11 protein-coding genes, 1 tRNA gene and 1 pseudogene are annotated in these 14,297 nt (G+C 68.9%); 3 read left to right on the top strand and 10 right to left on the bottom strand.

The genetic code is table 11. The features are described from left to right. Positions 1 to 23: 23 nt before the first annotated feature. From lon to ACRDSK_RS24620, 9 genes and pseudogenes are all read right to left on the bottom strand, one after another. Positions 24 to 2,396 (bottom strand): endopeptidase La, encoded by a 2,373-nt coding sequence (gene lon, locus ACRDSK_RS24660; protein WP_431443621.1) that lies wholly within the window; start codon positions 2,394 to 2,396, stop codon positions 24 to 26. A 48-nt stretch (positions 2,397 to 2,444) separates the two neighbouring features. Beyond that, the gene (locus ACRDSK_RS24655) at positions 2,445 to 3,368 is read right to left on the bottom strand and encodes an amidohydrolase family protein (protein ID WP_431443620.1); all 924 of its coding nucleotides are present in this window, start codon (positions 3,366 to 3,368) and stop codon (positions 2,445 to 2,447) included. Continuing rightward, complete coding sequence (gene smpB, locus ACRDSK_RS24650) at positions 3,365 to 3,841, bottom strand: SsrA-binding protein SmpB (RefSeq protein ID WP_431443619.1); 477 nt, start codon at positions 3,839 to 3,841, stop codon at positions 3,365 to 3,367. The genes ACRDSK_RS24655 and smpB overlap by 4 nt, the downstream gene beginning before the upstream one ends. Positions 3,842 to 3,871: 30 nt before the next feature. Beyond that, complete coding sequence (ftsX, locus tag ACRDSK_RS24645; protein WP_431443618.1) at positions 3,872 to 4,774, bottom strand: permease-like cell division protein FtsX; 903 nt, start codon at positions 4,772 to 4,774, stop codon at positions 3,872 to 3,874. A 42-nt stretch (positions 4,775 to 4,816) separates the two neighbouring features. Next, entirely contained in the window at positions 4,817 to 5,506 is a 690-nt protein-coding gene (ftsE, locus tag ACRDSK_RS24640; protein ID WP_431443617.1) for a cell division ATP-binding protein FtsE, read from the bottom strand. Between the two features lie 184 nt (positions 5,507 to 5,690). Further along, positions 5,691 to 5,849, bottom strand: a pseudogene (locus ACRDSK_RS24635) (transposase); the annotation flags it as partial. Between the two features lie 92 nt (positions 5,850 to 5,941). Then, complete coding sequence (prfB, locus tag ACRDSK_RS24630) at positions 5,942 to 7,045, bottom strand: peptide chain release factor 2 (protein ID WP_431443616.1); 1,104 nt, start codon at positions 7,043 to 7,045, stop codon at positions 5,942 to 5,944. A 49-nt stretch (positions 7,046 to 7,094) separates the two neighbouring features. Beyond that, positions 7,095 to 7,595: a PadR family transcriptional regulator gene (locus ACRDSK_RS24625; RefSeq protein WP_431443615.1), complete on the bottom strand. Its 501-nt coding sequence runs from the start codon at positions 7,593 to 7,595 to the stop codon at positions 7,095 to 7,097. Positions 7,596 to 7,694: 99 nt separating this feature from the next. Continuing rightward, positions 7,695 to 9,263 carry an FAD-binding oxidoreductase gene (locus ACRDSK_RS24620; RefSeq protein ID WP_431443614.1) on the bottom strand — a complete coding sequence of 523 codons (1,569 nt, stop codon included), beginning with the start codon at positions 9,261 to 9,263 and terminating at the stop codon, positions 7,695 to 7,697. 251 nt (positions 9,264 to 9,514) lie between these two features. Between ACRDSK_RS24620 and ACRDSK_RS24615 the strand changes: the two genes are divergently transcribed. Continuing rightward, positions 9,515 to 9,588, top strand: a tRNA-Met gene (locus ACRDSK_RS24615). A gap of 309 nt (positions 9,589 to 9,897) precedes the next feature. Continuing rightward, entirely contained in the window at positions 9,898 to 10,308 is a 411-nt protein-coding gene (locus tag ACRDSK_RS24610; RefSeq protein WP_431443613.1) for a histone-like nucleoid-structuring protein Lsr2, read from the top strand. Positions 10,309 to 10,539: 231 nt separating this feature from the next. On the opposite strand, the gene ACRDSK_RS24605 is transcribed toward ACRDSK_RS24610, so the two are convergent. Continuing rightward, the gene (locus tag ACRDSK_RS24605) at positions 10,540 to 13,503 is read right to left on the bottom strand and encodes a UPF0182 family protein (RefSeq protein ID WP_431443612.1); all 2,964 of its coding nucleotides are present in this window, start codon (positions 13,501 to 13,503) and stop codon (positions 10,540 to 10,542) included. Between the two features lie 136 nt (positions 13,504 to 13,639). Between ACRDSK_RS24605 and ACRDSK_RS24600 the strand changes: the two genes are divergently transcribed. Further along, entirely contained in the window at positions 13,640 to 14,164 is a 525-nt protein-coding gene (locus tag ACRDSK_RS24600) for a PPA1309 family protein (RefSeq protein ID WP_431443611.1), read from the top strand. The last annotated feature ends 133 nt before the right edge of the window (positions 14,165 to 14,297 follow it).

The raw sequence follows: 14,297 nt of genomic DNA, 5'->3' as shown, positions 1-14,297 counted from the left end.
GGGGGCGTCGGCTCGGTCGGGGGTCAGGCGGCCACGGTCGCGGCCGTCGGGGCCGGGGCCAGTGCCACGGCCAGGACCTCGCGCACGTCCGAGGTCAGATGCACGTCCAGATCCTCGAGGACTGACGAAGGCACGTCCTCCAGGTCCGGCTCGTTGCGCTTCGGCAGCACGATCGTCGTGATGCCGGCCCGGTGCGCGGCCAGCAGCTTCTGCTTCACGCCGCCGATGGGCAGGACCCGGCCGGTCAGCGAGACCTCGCCGGTCATCGCCACGTCGGCGCGGACCGGGCGGCCGGACAGCAGCGACGCGAGCGCCGTGGTCATCGTGACGCCCGCCGACGGCCCGTCCTTCGGCACCGCGCCGGCCGGGACGTGCACGTGCACCCCTTGCGAGGACAGCGACTCCACCGGCACGCCGAGCGCGGAACCGTGCGAGCGCAGGTACGACAGCGCGATCTGCGCCGACTCCTTCATCACGTCGCCCAGCTGGCCGGTCAGCGTCACCCCGGACGCACCCGACGACGACGGCGCCACCGACGCCTCCACGAACAGCACGTCCCCACCGGCTCCGGTGACCGCGAGGCCCGTCGCGACACCCGGCACGGCCGTCCGCTCCGCCGACTCCGGCGTGTGCTTCGGCTGGCCCAGGTAGTCGCGCAGGTCGCCGATGTCCAGCGACAGCGGCAGTTCCACCGAGTCGAGCGCGAGTCGCGCCGTGACCTTCCGCAGCACCCGCGCGATCGACCGCTCCAGCTGACGCACGCCGGCCTCGCGGGTGTACTCCCCCGCCATCAGCCGCAGCGCGTCGTCGGACAGCGAGACCTCGTCGGGCGACAGGCCGGCCCGCTCCAGCTGGCGCGGCAGCAGGTGGTCCCGCGCGATCGTGACCTTCTCCTCCTCGGTGTAGCCGTCGAGCCGGACCAGCTCCATGCGGTCCAGCAGCGGCGCGGGGATCGACTCGATCACGTTCGCGGTCGCCAGGAACACCACGTCGGACAGGTCCAGCTCGACCTCGAGGTAGTGGTCGCGGAACGTGTGGTTCTGCGCCGGGTCGAGCACCTCGAGCAGCGCCGCGGTCGGGTCGCCCCGGTAGTCCGCGCCGACCTTGTCGATCTCGTCCAGCAGCACGACCGGGTTCATCGAACCGGCTTCGGAGATGGCCCGCACGATCCGGCCCGGCAGCGCGCCGACGTAGGTGCGCCGGTGTCCGCGGATCTCCGCCTCGTCGCGAATGCCGCCCAGCGCCACCCGCACGAACTTCCGGCCCATCGCCCGCGCCACCGACTCGCCGAGCGACGTCTTGCCGACCCCGGGCGGCCCGGCGAGTGCCAGCACGGCACCGCTGCGCCGGCCACCGACCACACCGAGACCCCGCTCGTCGCGCCGCTTGCGCACGGCGAGGTACTCGATGATCCGGTCCTTCACGTCGTCGAGCCCGGAGTGGTCGGCGTCGAGGATCTCCCGCGCGCCGACGATGTCGTAGGCGTCGCCGGTCCGCGTGTTCCACGGCAGCTCGAGCACGGTGTCCAGCCAGGTGCGGATCCAGCCCACCTCGGGCGACTGCTCGGAGGTCCGCTCCAGTTTGTCCACTTCGGACATCGCGGCCTCGTGCACCTTCTCCGGCAGGTCCGCCGCCTCGACGCGCGCCCGGTAGTCCTGCTCCTCCGACTCCGGCTTGCCGTCCAGCTCCGCGAGCTCCTTGCGGATCGCGGACAGCTGCTGGCGCAGCAGGAACTCCCGCTGCTGGCGCTCCATACCTTCCTTGACGTCCTTGCGGATCGTCTCCGCGACGTCGAGCTCGGCCAGGTGCTCGCGGCCCCACTCGAGCAGCTTCTCCAGTCGCTCGGTGACGTCGGCCGTCTCGAGCAGCCACACCTTCTGCTCATCGGAGAGGTACGGCGCGTACCCCGCCATGTCGGCGAGCGTGGACGGGTCGTCCTCCTGCTGCACCGAGTCGACCATCTGCCACGCGCCACGCTGCTGCAGCATGGTGATGACCAGTGACTTGTACTCCTTCGCGAGCTCGCGGGTCCGGTCGGACACCGGCGGCTCGACCGCCACGTCGACCTGCACCCACAGCGCCGCGCCCGGCCCGGTCGTGCCCGCGCCGATGCGCACCCGCTCGGTGCCGCGCACCACGGCGGCGAGGTCGCCGCCGGGCAGCCGGCCCACCTGCTCGACCACGCCGAGCGCCCCGACCCGGGCGTACTTGCCCTCCAGCCGCGGCACCATCACCACCCGCGGCTGCTCGCCCGAACCGGCGACCGCCTGCGCGGCCTCCACCGCGGCGCGGACGTCTGCCCCGTCGGTGCCGCCGAGTCGGATCGGCACCACCATGCCCGGCAGCAGCACCGTGTCGTCCAGCGGCAGCACCGGGAGCGTCAACGACTCTGCCATGAGACCACCCTCCAAAGTTGAGTCTGACTAGCTCAACCCGGAAATCGGTCAGGATGTTTCCGCAGCGTGTTCGCTGTGAGCGGAGCCCACCAACCGAAGCAGGCGGGCCGGCGTGTGCCACAGCACGGCGCGCAGGAACTCGTCGCCGAGCCGGTCGTCGGCCGCGGCCCACGACGCGATGGCCTCGATCTGCACGGCGTAGTCGTAAGGGATGTTCGGGAAGTCGGTGCCCAGCGCGACCCGGTCGGCCACGCCGGCGAGCCGCGCGGCCCAGTCGGCCGGCAGCCGGGTGTCGGCGTCGTTGAACGGGACGCCGACCATCGTGGTGTCGACGTGCACCCTCGGGTACCGCTCGACCAGGTCCACCGCGTCCGCGTAGTCGGGCGCGCCGGCGTGGGCCAGCACCGCTACCAGCCGCGGGTGTCGGACCAGGACCTGCTCGAACACGTCGAGCCCGGTGAACTCGCCGGGCGTCGGCCCGTTGCCGCAGTGCACCACGACGGGCACGCCGGCCTCGGCGAGCAGGCCCCACGCCTCGTCGAGCTCCGGCGCCCGCGGGTCGTACCGGCCGACCTGCACATGGGACTTCACGCACCGGGCCCCGGCGGCGAGCGCCTTCGCGAGGTAGTCGGCGACGCCGGGCTCCGGGTAGAGCGTCGCGGTCGGCACGGCGCCCGGCGTGCGCGCGGCGAAGTCGAATACCCAGTCGTTCAGCCACTCCGCCATGCCCGGCTTGTGCGGGTAGACCAGCGGCGCGAACGTCCGCACGCCGAGCTCGTCGAGAACGCGGAGCCGGTCGGCCACCGGAACCCGGTAGCGGATCGGCCATTCGGTGCCGTACGCCTGCGCCGCCCGGTCGAAGTACGCCCACACCTTGCGCTCGACTTGCTCGGGCAGGATGTGCGTGTGGAGGTCGACGAGCCCGGGCAGCCCGTGCGCGGCCAGGAAGGCCGGTACCTCGCCGTCCTTCACCAGCGACCTTTGAGCGCCCGCCCGTGCGCCTTGGCGATCTCCCGCTCCGCGTCCCGCTTGGCCAGCGACTGGCGCTTGTCGTAGGACTTCTTGCCCTTCGCGAGCGCCAGCTCGACCTTGACCTTGCCGTCCTTGAAGTACATCGACAGCGGCACCAGCGACAGACCGCTCTCCTTCGTCTTGCCGATGAGCCGCAGGATCTCGCCCTTGTGCAGCAGCAGCTTGCGGGTCCGGCGCGGCGTGTGGTTGGTCCACGTGCCCAGCACGTACTCAGGGATGTGCAGGTTGCGCAGCCACACCTCGCCGTCGTCCACCGTGGCGAAGGAGTCCACAAGGGACGCCCGCCCCTCGCGCAGCGACTTCACCTCGGTGCCCATCAGCGCGATCCCGGCCTCGTACGTGTCCAGGATCGTGTAGTCGTGCCGCGCCTTGCGGTTCGACGCGATTACCTTGTGGCCGCGCTCCTTGGACATGTCGACCACTCTACGTGGCCGCGCACCCGCTTATTGCCGCACGTACAGGCGCAGCGTCACGTAGCCGGTGACCGCGGAGATCCCGATCGCGGTGAGCAGCAGCCATGGCGCGGTCAGCAGGATGTCCAGCCCGTCGATCGGTCTGACCACACCCGCCGCGAATGGTCCTTCGAGTACTCCGTCGAGGAACCAGAGTTTCGCCCCGGTCAGTAGCAAGATCGCCAGGATCGCACCGACGACGCCGGCGACCACCGCTTCCAACAGGAATGGCAGCTGGGTATACCAGCGGGTGGCGCCGACCAGCCGCATGATCCCGACCTCGGTTCGCCGGGTGAACGCCGACACCTGGACCGTGTTGGAGATCAGCAGCAGCGCCGCCACGGCCTGGATCAGCGCGATCGCGAAGGTCAGGTTCCGGACCCCGTTGAGCGCGTCGAAGAACCGTTGGAGGAACTCGCTCTGGTCGGCGATGGAGTCCACCCCGACCCGTCCGGAGTAGGACTGGACGATCACTTCCGGCCGGTCCGGGTCGAGCAGCTTGACGTTGAACGACGCCGGCAGCGCCTCCGGCCGCGCGAGCTTCACCAGCTCGGGCTGCGACTCGAAGATCTCCTTGAACCGCTTGTAGGCCTCGTCGCGGTTCTCGTACTCGACGGTCTCGATCGCCGGGTTGCTCTCCAGGTCCGTGCGCAGGCCCTTGCACGGATCCTCTTGGCAGTCCTTGTCATTCGCGCTGATGTCGTTCGTCAGGTAGACGTTGACCTCGAGCTTGTCCTCGTAGACCGCCTGGGTCTTGTCGATCATCCGCACGACCAGGAGGCCACCGCCCAGCAGGGCGAGCGAGATCATCGTGGTGAGGATCATCGCGACGGTCATCGTCACGTTTCGCCGGAGGCCGGTCAGGACCTCACTGAACACGAAGCTGGCACGCATCTGTGGAAGTTGTCCTCGTCGGGGTCGGGGGCGGACGGAAGCCTAGCGGCCGACGCCGTATACGCCGCGTGAGTCGTCGCGGACGACCTGGCCGAGGTCGAGCTCGACGACGCGCCGGCGCATCGAGTCGACGATCGAGTGGTCGTGCGTGGCCATCAGGACCGTCGTGCCGGTGCGGTTGATCCGCTCCAGCAACAACATGATGTCCTGGCTGGTGTCCGGGTCCAGGTTTCCGGTCGGCTCGTCGGCCAGCAGCATCAGCGGCCGGTTGACGAACGCCCGCGCGATCGCCACCCGCTGCTGCTCGCCGCCGGAGAGCTCGTGCGGCATGCGGTTCGACTTGCCGTCCAGGCCGACCAGCTCGAGCACTTCGGGCACCACCTTGCGGATGGTGTTGCGCGGCTTGCCGATGACCTCAAGGGCGAACGCCACGTTCTCCGCGACCGTCTTGTTGGTCAGCAGCCGGAAGTCCTGGAAGACACAGCCGATGGACTGGCGCAGGCGGGGAACCCGGCGCCGGGCCATGCGGGCGACGTCGAAGTTGGCCACGTACACCCGGCCCTTGGTGGGCACCTCCTCACGCAGGAGCAGGCGCAGGAAGGTCGACTTCCCGGAGCCGGACGCGCCGATGAGGAAGACGAACTCACCCTTGTCCACGTCGACCGTCACGTTCTCTAGAGCGGGTCGCGTGGAGGTCTTGTACACCTTGGATACGTGTTCGAGCCGGATCACGAGGCGCGAGTCTACCTCCGCCCGTTACCGAGCCGTTGCCTTGGCATCCCCTGGCGACGAGCGGCACGTTCCGCGCGCTCAACGGCACTCTCCGTGGCCGGCCGACGGCGGCCAGCCACGACGCGGTCGGGCGGACGTGGTCTAGGCCAAGCGGTCTAACGGCGTGGTCTGGCCGGCGCTGTCAACGCAACCGCTCATGCGCGGTCTTCCACGGCCCACGCCGCTCCGGCAGGTCACGCCACGGAGCGCCAGCGCGCAGCTTCCACAAGATCGCGTTGATCACCTGGCGGTGATCACGTCAACGTCGACCACCACTCGACACCGGCGGCAACAACGGCTCGATCACCGCCCACGCCCGATCGGTCAGTCAACCCGAACCACCATGACCAAGATCCAACCGCATCGCAGCTAGACCTGTCATTTACAGGACAGGACCTAGGCGGCTTGCTGGCGCCGCCACCGGATGCCGGCCTCGATGAAGCCGTCGATGTCGCCGTCGAGGACGTTGCCCGGGTTGCCGACCTCGAAGTCCGTGCGCAGGTCCTTGACCATCTGGTACGGGTGCAGCACGTAGGAGCGCATCTGGTTGCCCCAGCTCGAGCCGCCGTCGCCCTTGAGCGCGTCCATCTCGGCCCGCTCCTCCTGGCGCTTGCGTTCGAGCAGCTTGACCTGGAGCACCCGCATGGCCGCGGCCCGGTTCTGGATCTGCGACTTCTCGTTCTGACAGGAGACGACGATGCCGGTCGGCAGATGGGTGATGCGCACCGCGGAGTCGGTCGTGTTGACGCTTTGCCCGCCGGGACCCGAGGAGCGGAACACGTCGATGCGGATGTCCTTCTCCGGAATGTCGACGTGGTCGACCGCCTGGACGAAGGGCAGCACCTCGACGCCGGCGAACGAGGTCTGCCGGCGGCCCTGGTTGTCGAACGGCGAGATGCGCACGAGCCGGTGGGTGCCCTGCTCGACCGAGAGGGTGCCGTAGGCGTAAGGCGCGGCGACCTTGAACGTGGCCGACTTGATGCCGGCCTCCTCCGCATAAGAGGTGTCGTAGACCTCGACGGGAAAGCCGTGGCGCTCGGCCCAGCGCAGGTACATGCGCATCAGCATCTCGGCCCAGTCGGCGGCGTCCACTCCGCCGGCCTCCGAGCGGATGGTGATGAGCGCGTCCCGCTCGTCGTACTCCCCGGAAAGCAGCGTGCGCACCTCGAGGGAGGCGATGTCGGAGCGGAGCTTCTCGCGCTCCTCGTCGGCCTCGGCCGTCTCCTCGGCCGCGCCTTCCTCCTCGGCGAGCTCGTAGAGCACCGCGAGGTCGTCGAGACGCTGGCGCAGCTCCTCGATGCGGCGTAGCTCGCTCTGCTTGTGGGAGAGCTGGCTCGTCACCTGCTGCGCCGACTCCGGGTCGTCCCACAGGTCCGGCCGGGCGGCCTGCTGCTCGAGCTCGGCGATCTGCGAGCGCAGCGCGACCAGGTCCGTCACCGCCTCCACATTGGCGAGGGTGTCGGACAAATCCGATAGGTCTGCTGCGACGTCCGGGTTCACGACCGAAAAGCCTACGTGAACCCGGGCGTCGGCGTATCAGAGGACCAGGTCAGGACGCGGGGATCGAGTCCAGCAGCTTCAGCACGGCCCGGGCCCGAGCGACCCCGAACTCCGCGACGGCCTTGGCGTACGGATCGTCCGCCGACTTGACCGCGGCCTTTGCCGCGTCCTGTTCCTCGGCGTAGACCCTCCGGGCGGACTCGATCAGTGCCGAGCGCTGCCGAATGGTCAACGCGTTCGCGTGGACGAGGCGCAGGATCAACGGGCTGCGAAGGTGATCCGGGCCGGGCTCGCTGCCGAGCCACTGCTTGAACGCCTTCTTGCCGGCGGCCGTCACCAGGTACTGCTGGCTGGAGCGGGGACCCTGCTTGCCGAGTCGGACCAGGCCCGCATCGGCCAGTGCCGGCAGCTCGCGGTAGACCTGGCTCCGCGTCACGCTGAAGAACGAGCCGAAACGGTCGCGGGCTGCGGCGACGAGCTGTCCGCCGGTGGCCGGGCCTTCGTGCAGCAGGCCCAATAGGGCGGCGGCGGTTGCATTCAGTTCAGACACCTCTCCACCGTGCCACGAAGATGCGTCGGTGTCCACAGTGGCCGGGGATCTGTCCACAGTGGCGCAACGGACCCCGCGATGTCCAGTCAGGCCCCGTTTCTAGGCGAACAGTACGCCGGGATTCAGGACGCCCCGGGGGTCCAGAGAATGCTTCGCAGCGCGAAGTACCTCGCCGTACGGATCCGGCCTTTGGGCCTCGTACCAGCGCAAATGGTCTCGACCAACGGCGTGGTGGTGCGTGATGGAGGCGCCGAGACCACTCAGGATGTCGCTCGCCGCAGCCTTTATCTGGTCCCACATCTGGACTTCGCCGCCGCGCCGAGCGCGCGCGATAACTGTGAAATACGGCGCTACTCCATCCGGGTAGACATGTGTGACGCGACCCGTAACCAGCCCTGGTTCGCCGCAAATCTCGGCCGTCGCGGCACGCACGCCGTCCCGGATCTCGTCGCACACCCGCACCGCGGCATCCCAGGTGCACGCCGTCTCGAACGTCTCCACGATGACGCCCGAACGGGCTAGTGCGTCGCGCACATAGGGCATTCGCAGGAACGCGGTCCGCCAGTCGCCGACCGAGTCCTGAGTGGACTTCGCGTCGACACTTCCCCCGTGTTCGGCCGCGATTTCGAGGGCTCGGACCAGTGCGGTGTCGACAGGATGGTCCGCGGACTCGAACCCGAGCACCAGCACCGCGCGGCCGTCCGCGCGCCCGGCGTTGATCGCCGCCTCGGCCTCGTCGAGCAGCCGACAGTTGCTCGGATCCAGGCCGGACTGGGCGATCGCACGCACAGCGTCCAGCCCGACGGCGAAGTCGCCGAAGGATATGGCGCGGGATGCCTTGTGCACCGGACGATCCTGTAGGCGAACCCAGGCCTGCGTGATCACGCCGAGAGTCCCCTCCGAACCGAGGAACAGCCGGTCCGGCGACGGTCCCGCCCCGGACGCCGGCAGCCGGCGGGTCTGGCTGATCCCGCTCGGACTGACCACCCGCAACGCCTCGACGAAGTCGTCGATGTGCGTGTGGCGCATGGCGAAGTGGCCACCGGCACGGGTGGCGAGCCAGCCGCCGAGCGTCGAGAACTCGAAGCTCTGGGGGAAATGGCGCAGCGTGTAGCCGTGCGGGGCGAGCTGGCTCTCCAGGACAGGACCGAGTGCGCCGGCCTGGATCAGCGCCGCGCGGGAGGTGCGGTCGACCTCGAGCACGCGGTCCATTCGGGTCAGGTCGAGGCTGAGCACTCCGGCGTGGACGTCCCCCCGGTACTCGATCCCACCGACGACGGAGCTGCCGCCGCCGTACGGGATCACCGCGACGTTCGCGTCGCCGGCCCAGTCGAGGATCTCGACGATCTGCGCCTCGGTTTCCGGGTATGCCACCACATCCGGCGCGACACCGAGGTCTCCACGCAGCGCGCGGATCACATCGCGGTATGCCTTGCCGTACGTGTGCGCGGCACGCACGTGCGGATGCACGGTACAAATGGGACGGACGGATTCCGGTGCGTCCACCCGAGGCGTGCGCAGCTCGAGATCCGCGACGCGTGGCACCGGCAGCTCGTCCGCGACCCAGTGCGGCGGCAGTCGCGCGAGGAGCCCGGCGCGTTCCGCCTCGCCGATCGCGGCGTCCTCCCAACCCCAGCCCCACCATGATCGAACCCGTTCCGTGCGCACGCGCCCATGCTGCCCGACTTCGCACCCGAACCCGAACGTCCTTTCCATTTCCGGCGAGTCGTAAGGGAGGCGAGTCGTAAGGACCTGACCACTCGCCGGACGAATCATCGGGCGGCGGAACGGCCCGTGTGAGGAACGTGGCGGAACCGTCACAGCGTGCACCGAATGCGCCGGTCCGGGGCTTGCCGGGGGCCAAGTGGGGGGTGGTGTGCGGGCCCCTGGAGGCGCGCGTATAGTTGGCCTCACACCAACGCGGGGTGGAGCAGCTCGGTAGCTCGCTGGGCTCATAACCCAGAGGTCGCAGGTTCGAATCCTGTCCCCGCTACTACGGCGAACGCCCCCTCGAAGATCCTGTCGAGGGGGCGTTCGCTTTTCCACTCAGTCACGGGTGCCATCGGGTAACGGTGGTCACACTCGTTACCCGAAGCACCATCCGGATTGGACTGTTGCACCGGATTCGGATTGCGGACTCCGCCATGTCGGCGCCAGGATTCGGGCGTTTGGCACATCCGCGCATACACCCCGGATTAACACATCCACGATTCCGACACACACGGAAAATTTGCTACTGTGCGGTCACATACCAACAGGTGTGCACGATTCTCGTGCGCGGTGGTCCTAGGGAGCGACCCGAATGGCACAGAAAGTCTTGGTACAGCTCGTCGATGACCTGGACGGGACGAGCTCGGTAGACGTCACGACAGTCCTCTTCGGTCTGGACGGGGTCACCTACGAGATCGACCTGACCGAGTCGAACGCCGAGCGGCTGCGGGAGAGCCTGTCCGCGTACGTCGACTCCGCCCGCCGGGTCGGTGGCCGGGTCCGGCGCGGCACGCGGCCCGCCGGTAGCAAGTCGGCCAACGCCAGCGAGGCCGGCCAGGTCCGCGAGTGGGCCAACGAGAACGGCTACGAGCTCGCCGGCCGGGGCCGAATCCCCTCGCACGTCGTCGAGGCGTACAAGCAGGCCCAGGCCGACAGCAAGCCGAAGAGCAAGGCCACGAACTCCGCCCCCGTCAAGCGGCGGAGCCGGGCGAAGAAGAGCTGACGAGCCGAGCACCCATACTCTCGCGGCCGACGTGGACCGAGTGTCCACAGTAGAAGTCCGGCTCCCTGGCCAGCTGTCGCCGGGCGCGAGCGAGGATTTGTTTCGATTTCAACATTGGCGCTGACGCCTGCCCGGATGCCGGCTCCCGGCGATCGCTCCCCCTTCCTGAACAACGAGAACGGCCCCCGTGAGTTACGGGGGCCGTTCTCGTCGTGTCGGAGTTTCTTCGCGTCAGCCGCCGCCGTTGCCCGACGATGGCGGCGAGCTGGGCTGCCCGCCGTTACCACCATTGCCACCGTTGCCGCCCGCGGCCTGCTGAGCGGCCTCGTACGCCTGCGCGGCCTTGTCGAGGTCGGCCAGCGCCTGTCCCTCGGCCGCGAAGTCGTTGTTCGCCCGCGCCTCCTTCAGCCGGGAGAGCGCGCTGGCGATGTCCTGCACGGCCTGGCCCAGCTCAGGAGACCCACCACCGGAGTCCGGCGGCTGCGACGACGGCGGTTCCGACGACGGCGGCTGCCCCTCGTCCGGCGGATCCGTGGGGTCGGTGGTCCCGGCGCCGAAGACGTCGTCGAGCGCCTCGTCGACCGTCGGTGCGAAGCCGACCTTGCCGCCGAAGTACACGAGCACCCGGGCGAGCTGCGGGAACGCGTTCTCGTCCTTCTGCTCGATATAGATCGGTTCGACGTAGAGCAGGCCGTCCGCGACCGGCAGCGTCAACAGGTTGCCGTATCTGACGTTGACGTTCGGGTTGTTAAACAGCGTCCGGTTCTCGGTCACCTCATCGGTGGTCTCGAACTCGTTCTGAACTTGGACCGGACCCTTGGGTTGGTCCTGGGTGGGTAGTCGGAGCACCCGGAACTTCCCGTAGTCCTCCGGCTCGGACGACACTGAGACCCAAGCCGCCAGGAACTGCCGGTTCAGCAACGTCATGGCGCTGGTGATCTGGAACGTCGGCTTGTCCTGCCCGGGGACCTGCGCCATCACGTAGTACGGCGGCTGGTTGGGCGCGGCCGCACCCTCGTTGTTGCCGCCCGTCGGGTCCGGTGGCACGTCCCAGAACGTCTGGGTCGAGAAGAACTGGCCGGCGTTGTCCACGTGGTACTGGGCGAGCAGCTCGCGCTGGACCTTGAACAGGTCCTCCGGATACCGGAAGTGCGCGCGCAGGTCGTCGGGGATCTCGCCGTGCTTGACGGTGCCCGGGAAGACCTGCTCCCACGCCTTGAGGACCGGATCCTTCTCGTCGATGGCGTAGAGCGACACGCTGCCGTCGAACGCGTCGACGGTGGCCTTCACGGAGTTGCGGATGTAGCTGATCGTGCGGTTGTCCTGCCGCGCGACGCCGCTCAGCGTGTCGGCGGTGGCCTCCCCGAGCGCGGTCCGCTGCGCGTACGGGAAGTTCTCCAGCGTCGTGTAGCCGTCGACGATCCACTTGATGCGCCCGTCGACCACCGCCGGGTACGGGTCGCCGTCCGCGGTCAGCCACGGCGCGACCTTGGCCACCCGCTCGCGCGGGTCCCGGTTGTACATGATCTTCGAGCCCTCGCCGATGTCCCCGTTGAAGAGGATGTTCCGCTCGCCGTAGTGCGCGAAGAAGACCATGCGGTTGAGCCAGCCGTCGACGGCGACGCCGCCCTTGCCCTTGTAGCGGTAGTTCTGGTCGCTCGCGGTGTCGTACTCACCGCGTGCGTTGACGATGGCGTAGTCCGTGGCCAGTTCGCCGTAGTAGATGCGCGGCTCGCGGACCGGGATGTCCATCTCGGCGCCGGCCTTGGTGGCGTCCAGGTCGCTCACGGTGAAGACCGGGTACCCGCCCTCCCCGCTCGACTCGCCCTCCGCGAGCGCACGGTTGATCTTGTTGGCGGGGGCGGCGACGAAGCCGTTTCCGTGCGTATAGACGAGGTGCTTGTTGATCCACGACGTCTGGTTGTCGACCAGCCGGTTCGGGTCGAGCTCGCGGGCCGCGACGACGTAGTCCTGCTCCTTGCCGTCGACGACGTAGCGGTCGACGTCGAGCTTCTCCGGGAAGCCGTAGAAGTTCTCGCCACCCTCGCGCTGGGTGAAGGTGCGGGACAGGATGCTCGGGTCGAGCAGCCGGATGTTCGGGATGGTGCCCTTGTCATCGCGGATCTGCGTGGGCTCGGCCTGTGTGACGCCGGCGTAGTCCTGGCTCTCCACCTTGTCGTCGGTGATGCCGAAGGCGGTCTTGGTCGCGTCGATGTTCCGGCCGATCGACTTGGCTTCCTTCTCCGCCGCGTTCGGCCGCACGGAGAACTGCTCGAGCACCGCCGGCCATGCCCAACCGACCAGGATGCTGGACAGGATCAGCAGCACGATCGCGATCGCGGGCAGCTGCAGGTTGCGCACGAACGCCCCGACGAAGAACGCGACCGCACAGAACCCGGCGATGAACATCAGGATGAGCTTGGCCGGCAGCACCGCGTTGAGGTCGGTGTAGGTGGCGCCGTCGAACAGCTCGTTGCGGGTGGAGAAGAGCAGCTCGTAGCGGTCGAACCAGTAGTCGACGGCGAGGATCACGACGAACACGCCAGCGGTGACCGACAGCTGGACGCGGGCCGCCACCGAGAAGTTCTCCCCCTTGGTGCCCAACCGGATGCCGCCGAACACGTAGTGGGTGATGACCGCACCGATCAGCGCGATGATCACGGAGACGTACAGCCACGTGGTGAGCCAGCCGATGAACGGCAGGGTGAAGGCGTAGAAGCCGATGTCCTTGCCGAACTCGGGATCCGTGGTGCCGAACGCGGTGCCGTGCAGCATCATCTGCACCGGCTGCCAGTCGGACTGGCCGGTGGCGCCCGCGATGAGGCCGACCGCGAGCGGGATGCCGATGCCGAACAGCCGCACCCGCTGCACGATCGTCGAGCGGTACCGCGCGAGCGGGTCGTCCGCGCCGGAGACGGGCACGAACACCGGCCTGGCGCGGTAGGCGATCGTGAGGCTCAGCGCCAACAGGCCGCCGACCAGCAGGGCTATCGAGAAGAACAGGATGACCCGGGTGATCAGCACCGTGGTGAACACGGACTGGAAGCCGACCTCGCCGAACCACAGCCAGTCGACATAGGTGTCGAGGAGCCGGGCTCCGACGAGCAACACGAGGATGAGCGCACCCGCGATGCTGAGCAGAATCTTGGCTCGTCGGGAAAGCTTTGGCATCCCGATCGGGGGCCGTGTGGCCACGGTGCACTCTCCTGGGTCGCGTTGTCGTCGACATCCCGCAGGGCGGCCCGAAGGCTGTCCTAGATGTCCAACTCTATTCGGGCCCCGTCAGGTTCCCGTTCCGGGTCGAAATGCCGGATGGGTAAGGATGGTCGACATGCCCGCCAGCCACGCCCAGCACCTGTCCGCCATCGCCCGCGAGGTGGAGGACTTCGTCTCCACCGCGGGCTGGGACCAGCCGCCGCAGCTGTTCGCCCTGGTCCCGACCGCGGAGCTGGTCGAGCGGCAGCCGGAGCTGGCCGGGCAGGTCGACCAGGCGGCGCCGCTGACCCCGGTGGCCCAGGAGGCGTTGCCGAGCGAGGATCTCGCCGAGGCGCTCGCCGGCATCATGTGGCCGGACGCCGTGCACGGGTGCGCGCTGGCGCAGGAGATCGTCGTGCTGCCGCCCGAGGCCGAGGCGACGCTGCCGACCGGCGACTCGGACACGATGCGGCGGATCGCGGCGGAGCACCCGCGCCGGCGTGAGGCCCGCCTGGTGGCCGCGGTCCTGCGCGACGGCACGGCGGCGTGCGTGCTGCGCCTGCGCGCCACCGACGACACCACCGACGGCGAGGACCATCTCGTCGAGCACCCGGAGCTCGCGCCGAACCTCACCGACGCGCTGCTGACGACGCTGCGCTGACCGGGCGCTAGCTGTACTGCTCGGACAGGTTGGTGCAGCCGGTTGAGGTCTTGATATGGGAGGACCTCCCGGGTGTGGTGTGGAGCTACCACAGCGTTCACACCGGCCCAGGGAGGTCCTCGTGTGTCACCGT

This window comes from Actinophytocola sp. (assembly GCF_050699915.1).
In the GTDB taxonomy this organism is placed as follows: Bacteria; Actinomycetota; Actinomycetes; order Mycobacteriales; family Pseudonocardiaceae; genus Actinophytocola.
The sequence above is the reverse complement of the archived record's forward strand: the minus strand, read 5'-3'. Positions and strand labels throughout refer to the sequence as shown.